Origin of the sequence: Methylorubrum salsuginis (assembly GCF_900114375.1) — a bacterium.
GTDB classification, from domain to species: Bacteria; Pseudomonadota; Alphaproteobacteria; order Rhizobiales; family Beijerinckiaceae; genus Methylobacterium; species Methylobacterium salsuginis.
Map to the genome: position 1 here is coordinate 42,726 of NZ_FOSV01000029.1, position 10,314 is coordinate 53,039.

A 10,314-nucleotide genomic window follows, 5' to 3' on the forward strand; every position below is an offset into this window, starting at 1 on the left:
GACCATCGTCATGATCTATTCGACCGCGACCGTCCCGGTGAACCCGGAGGGCGAGATCCCGCTGAGCCGCGCCCAGGTGTGGCAGGGCTTGGTTCTGAAAGCCCGCGACGCCCGCCAGTTCCTGCCCCCTGGTCTCTGCACGCGTTGCGACGTGGTGGAGGAGAGCGCCACACACCTCGTGCGCGAGGCCACCATCGGGGGTGTCGACCTGCGCGAGATCATCGCCTTCGAGCCTGAGGGCAAGGTGACCTTCTTTCAGGCCACCGGTCCGCGAGAGGGCGCCATCGTGAACGAACTCTCCGCGGATGAAGCCGGTGAGCTTCGGCTTCGGTTCTACTGCTACCTCGGCCTGCGTGGGAAAACGCCGGACGGCCCCGAGGAGCATGACGAGCAGGCGCAGTTTGACGGCGACAGGGGCTACAAGGCCGCCCTCCTGGCGACCCTGAGGCGCACCCGTGAGCTGGTCGCGGAAGGCAGGATCTGACCCTCCCCGGACGGCGAACGGTGCTGGGTTCGGAGCCTGGAAGCACCTCCGCGCCGTGCCGCGTCCGGCCATTGGGAGCGGTGGAGCCGCTCTCGATGCCATAGCGGCGGCCATCCGTCTCGCCGGGTACTCGACGGCGGTCGTTTCGCCGCCCACCGGGGCCCGGAAGCGGTACGCTGGACCAGAAGGAGGCCACCTATGGGCTTTCCGCGGGGGCGTCCTCGACCCGACCTCCCGCGAAGGCTTGACGGTACCCGGCAGGACTTATGCCGACCATGCGGCGGAAGCGGGCGCGAAAATTGGCCGGCGCCTCGAAACCCGTGGCGGCGGCGATGGACTCCACGCTCTGGCCCGTCGTTTCCAGTAGCTCCTGGGCCCGTCGCACGCGCGCATCGAGCAGCCACTGGATCGGGCTCGTGCCGGTCTGCTCCCGGAAGCGGCGGTTGAAGGTCCGGACGCTCATGCCGGACCGCTGAGCAATCTCGGCCACGTTGAGGTCGAGAGCAAGGTTCTCGGCCATCCAGTCAAGCAGGGGGGCCAGGCTAGTGCCTGCGCGAGGTCGTCCCTGACGGATGAACTGCGCCTAGCCGCCCGCGCGGTCGAGCGGCGCGACGGCCAAGCGCGCGGCGTCCGCCGCGACCGCTTGGCCGTGGTCGCGACGCACCATGTGGAGGCACAGGTCGAGCCCCGCGGAGGCCCCGGCCGAGGTCAGCACTGGGCCCTCGTCGACGAAGAGGACGTTGGCGTCGACGGTGATTTGCGGATAGCGCGCTGCGAGCAGTTGGGCGGCCCGCCAGTGCGTCGTTGCGCGCCGGCCGTCCAGCAGGCCGGCGGCGGCTAGGACGAAGGCTCCCGTACAGATCGAGGCTACGCGCGCCCCCTCCTTCGCCGCGGCTCGGACGACCTCGATTGCCGCGTCCGGGACCGGCAGGCTCGGATCTTCGATGCCGGCTACGATCACGGTGTCTGCGTCAACGGCCTCGGCCAGCGTCCACGGCGTGCGGATCGTGAAGGCCGAGGAGCGAACCTCTGGGCCCTCGCCGCAGACCCGCACGCGATAGCCGTCCGGCAGGGACAGTCGGCCGAACGTCTCGCAAGGGATGGTGAGGTCGAAGGCGATGACCCCGTGCAGCGCGAGAACCGCAACCTCATGCATGGCCGAAAAGCCGTCTTGGAGCGATTTACGGCCATTGCCTTGTCCGCGCCCGCCACGCAAGCCAGCGATGTCGTTTGGCTGGAAAGCGGCGATGGTTGTCTGTCCAGACACTCTCGGATCAGTTCGCGGTGGGGTACACCAAGCCGAGGCGTCAAGCGCCCGGAGAGTCCCTCATGTTACGCTTCGTACCCCGGACGGCCGACACCTCGATGGAGGCGCCTCCTTCCCCGTCGACGCAGGCTGTCCTCGAACTCCGCCAACTCCGGAGGCTTGAGATCGCCTCCACGCTGGAGGCGTCGACGCTTCTGCTGCTCGTGTGCCTCGCGGTTCCGCTCAAGCATTTGGCAGACCAACCGGGAATGGTTCGCGCCTTGGGCCCTGTCCACGGCCTGGCCTTCGCGCTCTACGCATGGACCGTAGTCGAGACCGTAGCCGGCGGGGGATGGAGCCGACGGGAGGTCTCGCGGCTTGCGCTTGCAGCATTCGTTCCCTTTGGCGGCTTCGCCAACCTGGGCTGGCTCCGACGGCGTGCCGATGCTCTTCGGCAGGCCGCAGTATGAGCGTGCCGGACGGCTACGGCCTCCTGAAAGGTGCGCACGTGGCGGCAGCCATGACCTTCGTCGGAGGCTTGCTCGTAACCGCGGTGCTATTGCCCGCATCGGGACGCATGTCGTCGGCGGCGCGACCGGTGTCTCATCTGGCCCTACGCTGGTCGCGGTGGGTGACGACGCCGGCCATGTTGCTGGTCTGGGCGTTCGGCTTGGCGCTCGCGACCGAGGGTGGGTGGTTCGCAGACTTATGGCTGCAGGCGAAGCTCGCCTTCGTCGTGTTCCTCTCAGCGCTGCACGGGCTGCAGTCGGGTGCCTTGAGACGCTGGGCCGGCGGCCGGCAGCCCGCTCCATTGACCGCGACGGCCGGGACCGCGCCGCTCGTCCTCGCATGCCTGACCGTCATTGCGTTCCTTGCGGTCACAAAACTCGCCTGACTTTCCCTGAGGCTTGCAGTCAGCCGGCGTCCGGCAAACAAGCTCGGATGACATCCAGGACGAGGACGAGGCGTTCGACCTCGTCGAGAGCGACGGCGACGAGCTTTCACCGGACGAGGACGGCAAGACGCTGCTGCTGCCGGAGCCGGCCGTGCCGGAGCATCACGTCGCCACGCTCCTGTTCGGTCGGCTCAAGGCCACCAACGGCCAGCGGCCCGTCGAGGGCGGGACGCAGTGGGTTTAGGAGAAGGCCGCCGTCCCGGTCGCGATGCCGGGTCGGTGCCGTTCAGGCCATGAGGCGGCGCGTGTTGTCGGCGACCAGCTCACGATAGCGCGCGACTACCTCGCCATGGGTGCCGCCGGCCATCAAGGTGGTCGTCGCCTCCATCGCGGCCACGACCTTCTCGCCGACCATCGACACCAACTCGGCCTGCGCCTCGGCCCCGCCCCAGGCGATCCGAACCAGCCGCAACTCGATGACCCTCTGCGCCTCGAAGGCGAGCAGGAACGCGGCAGAGAAGGGGTTCAGCATGTAGGCTCCGGTCGGTCGATCTCGTCGGACAACTCCGGAGCCGGCCGAATGTCCGCGGAAGGCCGCGCAGCCCAGCCATCGGCCGGGCGCACGGCCATCGCCTTCGCACGCCCGAAACTGCCCCTTGAGCGGTGACCATGGACCTGCTGAGGGCCGCCACCCGCACGTCGCTTCCCTGACTCGAACGCCACGTGCGCAACCTCTCTCATTGCGCAGCGACGAGCGCGCTCGTCGACCGTGCGAACTCGTCGCCGAATGCCTTCTGGCAATAGGCGACCAATCTGTCGGCCCGGTCAGCGTCGCCGCGGAAGGCGATGTGGCCGTCCGGTCGGACGAGGACCAAGGCCGGCCGACCTTCAAGTCCGTAGGCCCCGTGCGCCTTGCCGTCCATGTCGGAGAGGACGGGGACGCCCGCGCCATCGACCGTCGGACCCGCAAGCACGAGGCGTGGCCTGACCCAGGGCCAGGGCGTCACGGCGTCGACGGCGTCGCGCAGCGAGGCACCCGCGTCCGAGGACCGACCGTCGAAGCACAGCAGCGCCCAGCCCGTCGTATGGTCGTCCGGGTTGTAGAGGAACCGGAACAGGTTGGTGGTCTCGCCGTGATGCGTGACCTCCGCGTCCGGCGCCCGCTCGCCCGGTTTGGGCCCCGAGCGCAGGACGGTCGCCAAGCCCGACAGACGGTCCTCGTTCAGCGCGCTCTTCGGGTACTCCACCCCGATCTGCTGCATGTCGTCGGTGCCCTGCAGCAGCGAGCCGAGGTTTGGCAGCGCCTTGGCGGCCAGCCCCAGCACCGTGTCGGTGACGGGACCGCGGTAGACGGTCCACCGGAAGCCGCGCGCCTGCTGGGCGCTCAATCGCGCATGCTCCTTGCCGCGCTCCTCGCCGTAGGAATCGAGGATCACCGGCGCCGCCTCGCCCCGCAGGGTCATGGCGAGCCGCCACGCGACCTCGACCGCGTCGTGCAGGCCCGCATTCATGCCCTGCCCGCCGATGGGAAGGGACAGGTGGCCGGCGTCACCAGCCAGGAAGACGCGACCGCGGGCGTAGTCGGGCGAGACCCCGTAGTGGAAACGGCTGTGGATCAGCCATTGCGGGTCGCTCAAGGTGAGGGTCTCGTCGCCTGTCACCTCGCGCGCGACCGCCTGCATCTCGTCGAGCGTCGGGTCACGGTCCGGCACGCCGGTGTCGTCGGCCAGGAAGAACAGCCGGTGGTAGCCGCCCCAGACCGGAAGGATGCCCGCGAAGCCACGCTCGTAGTAGAAGAACCAGAGCTGGTCCGGCTCACGCGAGCGGCGCCAGGACAGCTTCGCGTCGATCTGCCGGTTCATGCAGTCCGGCAGCCGTACCGGCTCGAAGTCCAGGTCGAGCATCGGCCGAATGGTGCTCTTGGCGCCGTCGGCGGCCACGACGTAGCGGCAGCGGCGTCGCTCCTCCGGCCCGTCGTTGCCCCGCCGAAGCACCACCGTGACGCCCTCGTCGTCCTGTTCGACACCGGTCACGGTACAGCCCCGATCGAGCCGGCCGCCCCGTGCCTCGAACTCGCCGATCAGGGTCCGCTCGATCACGTCCTGCCCGCTGTAGAGTACTTTCGGGTAAGGGCTGGCGACGTCGGCGATGGGGATGGGCGTCGTCGGCGTGCCGTTGACGAAGAAGTTGATGGTGTGGATCGCGTAGCTGTTCTCGGCGAGCGCGTCGCGCAGGCCGACGCCGGCGAGCAGTTCCTGAGGGCGGGCCCAGAGGTTGTTGGCCCGGGAGTAGGCCTTCACGTCGGTGCGTTCCTCCAGGAGCAGGCACGACACGCCGTGGTGGCGCAGGGCGTTGCCCGTCGTCAGGCCGATGGGGCCTGCGCCGACCACGATCACGTCGGCATCGTACTCCTGCGTGGCTTCGGCGCGGTTCATTCCTGTGTCTCCTTTCGTGTGGCGGCTATGGAAGCGATGTGGCCGTGGGAGGCGGCGATCCGCTGCTGCAGCGTGCGCAGGAGCGTGCCTGCCGCCTCGATGGTCTCCGCCGACAGACCTTCGGTGAGGACGTCAGCCCAGAGGTCCTTGCGCGCCGTGGCCTGTTCGTAGGCGGCCTCGCCCTGCGGGGTCATGGCCACGAGCGGCGCGCGGCGGTGATGGGGGTTGGGTTCGGTTCGGACCAAACCGTCATCGCGCATGTCATCGACGACGCGCTGCACCGACTGGCGGGCGAGGCCCATGTTGCGGGCGATATGGGCGACCGGCAGCGGGACCGGGGACAGGGCGATGGCTCCTAGGACCTGCCAGCGGGCGCTGGTCAGGCCGAGATCCCGCACCAGCGCGTCACCCCCTTCGATCAGGTCGCCGTTGAGGCGAAAGACCTCGATGGCGAGACCGGACCAAGCCCGGCGCAGGCGGTCGGCATCCTTCGAGGGCTTTCTCGGCATGGGACCCATAATGAGCTCCGATTTGCCACCTAACTGCAACAACGACAGTCTGCTGTCGTTGTTGGCATCAACACGGTTCGGTCTGATCGGTTCCGACCCCAACCAACCCTCGCCAGGTGTTGCCGCGCGTGGGTGGCCCAAGCCGGTCGATGACGGTCTCAGCATCGACCGTTGGAACGAAAGGACCTATGTAATGTTTGGTAGTACACTGTCGTAATGACAGTAAATAATCGTTCTGACGGCTGACGGCTTTCTCATGCTCGCGGGACGGAACCGGTCACAGTCCACGGCCGGAGGCATAGGCGGCGCCGGCGTCATGCAACGAGCCGCAAACTGCCGGGCAGCCCGTCATCGGAACAGGCAAGCAGAAGGGTGCGAACATGATGAAAGGCTTGGTGGAGGGTGTGCCGAAGTTTTCGGTGCGGGAGCGTGACTCAAGATGGCGGAAAGTCAGGAGCCTGATGGCCGAGGCACGCCTTGACGCCATCTTCGTTCCGCCCAACACCGGGCTATGGGATCATTTTCAAGCCAATGTCCGCTACCTCACCGGGATAGGCGGCAATTGCTCCCAGGCGGCCTGCGTCTTCCCTTTGACAAACGAGGTGACCGCGATCACGAGCCCGGACGTCCATAGGGATTTCTGGCTACAACGACAGGATTGGGTCACCGACATACGTCCCATCGATACCGGTTGGGGCTACACCCAAATGAGCATCGACCGCTTGAGGGAGCTCGGTCTCGACCAGGGTCGGATCGGCGTCACGGGCCTTGCCGGCAACACCCGCTTCCCAGAAGGGATAACGTCTGCCGGCATCCTCGACGGCTTGATCCGCGCTCTACCCGCTGCCGAGATCGTCGATGCGAACCTGCTGGTGGAGCGGGCGCGTTTCGTGAAGAGCAACGAGGAGCTCGCCTTCCTGCGAAAGGCCGAGGAACTCGTCGAGGCGTCGGTCGATGTCCTCCTCCGCGAAGCGCGTCCGGGTGTGCCGGAAAACGTCGTCTACGCGCGGATGCTGGCGGACATGGTGGAGCGGGGCGGCGAGGTGCCGACCATGATCCTGTGGTCAGCAGGTTGGCCGCAGCCACCTTCGGCGCAGTACATGCCGTCGCTCCGTCCGCTTCGATCTGGAGACCTCATCTCCATCGAGGCCGAGGCGCGTTGGGCTGGCTACGTGGCCCAGAACACGCAACCCGTCTTCCTTGGTCGTGCGCCGGACATCTACAGGGAGCTGTTCCACCGTCAGCGGGAAGCGATTGAACGCTGCTACGAGGCCCTGCGGCCGGGTGCGACAGTCGGTGGGATATCGGACATCGTCGCCGCCATGAGCGACGAGCGCTTCCGGTGCAGTCTCATCATGCACGGCCGGGGCCTCGGTGACGACGCCCCCATCAACATCCACGAACCGCGAGATGCGACCATGCGAGACTGGCGGATCGAGGCCAACGCGACGTTCATCGTCAAGCCGATGATCCAGACGCATGATGGGGCTCAGCGTTTGTATTGGGGCGATACGGTCGTCGCGGGGGAGAACGGCGCCGAACGGCTCGGAAAACGGGCGGCGGAACTCATCGAGATATCGTAGCTATGCCGAGGACTGATGTGTGGGGCACCGCCGTCGCCTGAAGCGGCGCGGTCCAGCATGGGACTGCCGCCCAATGCCCTGAGCGATAGGGTCGGCGAGCACCTCCCAGGCCTTACCCTGTCCATCGGCGCATCGGACCCGGGACATCCATACCGGTATGATGTGCAACCGGTCCCGCCTGAAGTAGGATGCCGGCGGGGAAGGTGCCGTTGGATCAACGACCGCGCCCGGACGGGTAGCCTCAATGCGCGGGTCGATGACACAGGAAATCCAAGCCGGCGTCTGGCTCCCCGTCGGCGGCGGCGATGTGGGCGACCTCGTCCGCGGCCATGACTGGGCGGCCACCCCGCTCGGCCCCATCGCCGGATGGCCGCCCACGGTTCGCGCCATCGTCCAGACGGTGCTGCTCTCGCCCATCCCCATGGTGGCGATCTGGGGAGAGGACGGCATCCTCGTCTACAACCGGGGCTATGCCGAGGTCTGCGGCCCGCGCCATCCCGAAGCGCTCGGGGGGCGGCTGCTGGAGATCTGGCCGGAGGCGCGCGCCTTCAACGCCCGCGTCGTCGGGAGTGGCCTCGCCGGGCAAGCCCTCAGCTTCAAGGCCCAGGAACTCGAACTCTGGCGGCTCGGTCGTCCCGAGAAGGTCTGGATGGACCTCGACTACACGCCCATCCTCGACGAGGCCGGCCGGCCCATCGGTACGCTCGCAACGGTGCTCGACATCACCGAGCGCGTGCTGGCCGAACGCCGCCTCGCCGATAGCGAGGACCGATTCCGCTTCCTCGACGGCTTGGCACGGGCGACCGCGGACGCCCGTGACGCCGCCGCGTTGCTGCAGACCACGACGCGCCTCCTTGGCAGTCACCTGGGCCTGTCGAATTGCGCCTACGCCGACATGGACCCGGACGGCGACGGCTTCACCATCCGCGGCAACTGGCACGCGCCGGACGCACCCTCGATCCTCGGGCACTACAGCCTCGCCGACTTCGGCGAGCTCGCGGTCCGGGAGCTCAATGCCGGCAGGCCCCTCGTCGTCAACGACAACGCCGCCGAGCTCGCCCCGCACGAGGCGCGGACCTTCCAAGCCATCGGCATCGCCGCGACCATCTGCATGCCGCTGATCAAGGAGGGCCGCCTGACGGCCCTCATGGCCATCCACCATGCCGTGCCGCACCGCTGGTCCGACGCCGAGCTGCTGATGCTGCGCGAGGTGACGGAACGCTGCTGGGCCTACATCGAGCGCGTCGGCGCCGAGGCCAACCTGCGCGTGAGCGAGGGACGGCTGCGGGCCCTGGTCAACGCGACGTCCGACGCGGTGTACCGGATGGGCGCGGACTGGCGCAGGATGATCCGGCTCGACGGTCGCGGCCTCATGGCCGACGCCACGGAGCCGAGCGAGCGCTGGCTCGACCGCAACATCGAGCCGGAGGACCGGGCCGAGGTCCTCACCGCCATCGCCGACGCCGTCCAGCGCAAGGGGCTGTTCGAGCTGGAGCACCGGGTGCGGCGGGCCGACGGCACGGTCGGCTGGATGTTCTCCCGTGCCGTCCCGTTGCTCGACCAGGCGGGCGAGATCGTCGAGTGGTTCGGCACGGCAAGCGACGTGACCTTCCGGCATGAGGCGGAGGCGCGCCTGCGGGAGAGCGAGGCCCGCTTCCGCACGATGGCCGACGACGCCCCGGTGATGACCTGGATCACCGACGAGGACGGCGCCTGCATCTACCTGAACCGGCGCTGGTACGAGTTCACCGGCCAGACCGAGGCGGAGGGGCTCGGCCTCGGCTGGCTCGACGCCATCCATCCCGACGACCGCCATCCCTCGGAGCAGACCTTCCTGGCCGCCAACGCCGAGCGGAAGCCCTTCCGCCTGGAGTACCGGCTGCGCGGCCGGGACGGCACCTACCGCTGGGCCATCGACGCCGCCTCACCGCGGATCGCGGCGAACGGGGCCTTCCTCGGCTACTTCGGCTCGGTCATCGACATCGATGAGCGCCGGCAGGCCGAGGCGCGGCTACGCACCCTGACCGACGTCGTTCCCGCCTTCGTCTGGTTCGCCTCCCCGGACGGGCACCTGCATTTCCTCAACGACCGCTGGTGCGAGTTCACCGGCCAGTCCCTTGAGGCGGCGCTGCCCGACGGGTGGATCGAGGCCGTCCACCCGGACGACCGGGCCCGTACCGCCGCGGTCTGGGCGGACGCGCTTGCGCGCGAGATCTCCTACGATATCGAGATACGCTACCGGCGACACGACGGCGCCTTTCGCTGGTACCTGGCCAGGGCCGAACCCCTGCGGGACGCCGGCGGGACGGTGACGGCCTGGTTCGGCACCTCGACCGACATCCACGACCGCAAGCTCGCCGAGGACCGCCTGCGGGAGTTGAACGAGAAGCTGGAGAACCGCGTCGCCGAACGCACCGACGAACTGCTGAAGGCCGAGGAAGCGCTGCGGCAGTCGCAGAAGCTGGAGGCCATCGGGCAGCTGACGGGCGGCGTGGCGCACGACTTCAACAACCTGCTGACCATCATCCGCTCGTCGGTCGACTTCCTGCGGCGCCCGGACCTGCCCGAGGCGCGCAAGGCCCGTTACCTCGACGCGGTCTCCGAGACCGTGGAGCGTGCGGCCAAGCTCACCGGGCAGCTCCTCGCCTTCGCCCGTCGGCAGACCCTCGACCCGCAGGTGTTCGCCCTCGACGAGCGGCTGCGTGCCATGGCGGACCTCCTCGACACGGTCACGGGGGCCCGCATCCGGGTGGTGCTGGATATCGCGGGGGCGCCCTGCCACGTGCACGCCGACCTCAGCCAGTTCGAGACCGCGCTGGTCAACATTGACCTGACCGGCTGGCTTTGGACCGGGCTGATTGAGAGGATCAGCCAGGACTGAAGGAGTCGGACATGCGGCGAGGTCAGAAGACGAGCGCGGAGCAGGTTGTGCTGAAGCTGCGCCAGATCGAGGTGCAGACCGCCCAGGGCAAGAGCTTGGCGTTGGCGTGCAAGGAGGCAGAGATCTCCGAGCAGAGCTATTACCGCTGGCGCAAGGAGTACGGCGGCCTGCAGGTCGATCAAGCCAGGAAGATGAAGGATCTTGAGCGCGAGAATGCTCGGTTGCGCCGCCTCGTGGCGGATCTATCCCTGGAGAAGCAGGTGCTGGCGGACGTCGCCTCG

The 10,314-nt window shown here is 68.2% G+C and carries 12 protein-coding genes; 7 read left to right on the forward strand and 5 right to left on the reverse strand.

Translation table 11 applies throughout. The features are described 5' to 3' along the window. The first annotated feature begins 10 nt into the window (after positions 1-10). On the forward strand, positions 11-484 hold the full coding sequence (locus BM140_RS22610) for an AtaL-like protein (RefSeq protein ID WP_091951368.1): 474 nt from the start codon (positions 11-13) through the stop codon (positions 482-484). A gap of 196 nt (positions 485-680) precedes the next feature. Here BM140_RS22610 and BM140_RS26445 read toward each other — a convergent pair whose 3' ends face one another. Beyond that, positions 681-1,004, reverse strand: coding sequence for a helix-turn-helix domain-containing protein (locus BM140_RS26445; RefSeq protein ID WP_244535587.1), 324 nt, complete (start codon positions 1,002-1,004; stop codon positions 681-683). A gap of 63 nt (positions 1,005-1,067) precedes the next feature. Next, a complete protein-coding gene (locus BM140_RS26450; protein ID WP_244535589.1) occupies positions 1,068-1,751 on the reverse strand; it encodes a GlxA family transcriptional regulator in 684 nt (227 codons plus the stop codon). A 98-nt stretch (positions 1,752-1,849) separates the two neighbouring features. Here BM140_RS26450 and BM140_RS22620 point away from each other — a divergent pair, with 98 nt between their 5' ends. The 3 genes from BM140_RS22620 to BM140_RS22630 are packed head-to-tail and all read left to right on the forward strand — an operon-like array spanning position 1,850 to position 2,869. Further along, positions 1,850-2,200, forward strand: a complete 351-nt coding sequence (locus BM140_RS22620) for a DUF3817 domain-containing protein (RefSeq protein ID WP_091951393.1) — start codon at positions 1,850-1,852, stop codon at positions 2,198-2,200. Then, a complete protein-coding gene (locus tag BM140_RS22625) occupies positions 2,197-2,625 on the forward strand; it encodes a CopD family protein (protein WP_165616530.1) in 429 nt (142 codons plus the stop codon). Before BM140_RS22620 ends, BM140_RS22625 begins: the two co-directional genes overlap by 4 nt. A 13-nt stretch (positions 2,626-2,638) precedes the next feature. Then, positions 2,639-2,869, forward strand: coding sequence for a hypothetical protein (locus BM140_RS22630; protein ID WP_091951372.1), 231 nt, complete (start codon positions 2,639-2,641; stop codon positions 2,867-2,869). A 42-nt stretch (positions 2,870-2,911) separates the two neighbouring features. Here BM140_RS22630 and BM140_RS22635 read toward each other — a convergent pair whose 3' ends face one another. The 3 genes from BM140_RS22635 to BM140_RS22645 form a co-directional block, all read right to left on the reverse strand. Next, positions 2,912-3,157 (reverse strand): hypothetical protein, encoded by a 246-nt coding sequence (locus BM140_RS22635; protein WP_091951374.1) that lies wholly within the window; start codon positions 3,155-3,157, stop codon positions 2,912-2,914. Positions 3,158-3,362: 205 nt separating this feature from the next. Continuing rightward, the gene (locus tag BM140_RS22640) at positions 3,363-5,060 is read right to left on the reverse strand and encodes an FAD-dependent monooxygenase (protein WP_091951376.1); all 1,698 of its coding nucleotides are present in this window, start codon (positions 5,058-5,060) and stop codon (positions 3,363-3,365) included. Continuing rightward, positions 5,057-5,569, reverse strand: coding sequence for a MarR family winged helix-turn-helix transcriptional regulator (locus BM140_RS22645; protein ID WP_244535590.1), 513 nt, complete (start codon positions 5,567-5,569; stop codon positions 5,057-5,059). Before BM140_RS22645 ends, BM140_RS22640 begins: the two co-directional genes overlap by 4 nt. A 383-nt stretch (positions 5,570-5,952) precedes the next feature. Here BM140_RS22645 and BM140_RS22650 point away from each other — a divergent pair, with 383 nt between their 5' ends. The 3 genes from BM140_RS22650 to BM140_RS22660 all read left to right on the forward strand — a co-directional run. Beyond that, entirely contained in the window at positions 5,953-7,152 is a 1,200-nt protein-coding gene (locus BM140_RS22650; protein ID WP_280142624.1) for a M24 family metallopeptidase, read from the forward strand. A 256-nt stretch (positions 7,153-7,408) separates the two neighbouring features. After that, on the forward strand, positions 7,409-10,033 hold the full coding sequence (locus BM140_RS22655; protein WP_244535591.1) for a PAS domain S-box protein: 2,625 nt from the start codon (positions 7,409-7,411) through the stop codon (positions 10,031-10,033). Positions 10,034-10,044: 11 nt separating this feature from the next. Beyond that, the coding region (locus tag BM140_RS22660) for a transposase (protein ID WP_165616522.1) at positions 10,045-10,314 on the forward strand (270 nt) is incomplete at its 3' end.

Bases quoted from the DNA above. Each gene is read 5' to 3' on its own strand.
- BM140_RS22620 (WP_091951393.1), top strand. From the start codon at position 1,850: ATGGAGGCGCCTCCTTCCCCGTCGACGCAGGCTGTCCTCGAACTCCGC.
- BM140_RS22650 (WP_280142624.1), top strand. From the start codon at position 5,953: ATGAAAGGCTTGGTGGAGGGTGTGCCGAAGTTTTCGGTGCGGGAGCGT.
- BM140_RS22655 (WP_244535591.1), top strand. From the start codon at position 7,409: ATGACACAGGAAATCCAAGCCGGCGTCTGGCTCCCCGTCGGCGGCGGC.
- BM140_RS22645 (WP_244535590.1), bottom strand. From the start codon at position 5,569: ATGCCGAGAAAGCCCTCGAAGGATGCCGACCGCCTGCGCCGGGCTTGG.
- BM140_RS22610 (WP_091951368.1), top strand. From the start codon at position 11: ATGATCTATTCGACCGCGACCGTCCCGGTGAACCCGGAGGGCGAGATC.
- BM140_RS22625 (WP_165616530.1), top strand. From the start codon at position 2,197: ATGAGCGTGCCGGACGGCTACGGCCTCCTGAAAGGTGCGCACGTGGCG.
- BM140_RS22635 (WP_091951374.1), bottom strand. From the start codon at position 3,157: ATGCTGAACCCCTTCTCTGCCGCGTTCCTGCTCGCCTTCGAGGCGCAG.
- BM140_RS26445 (WP_244535587.1), bottom strand. From the start codon at position 1,004: ATGGCCGAGAACCTTGCTCTCGACCTCAACGTGGCCGAGATTGCTCAG.
- BM140_RS22640 (WP_091951376.1), bottom strand. From the start codon at position 5,060: ATGAACCGCGCCGAAGCCACGCAGGAGTACGATGCCGACGTGATCGTG.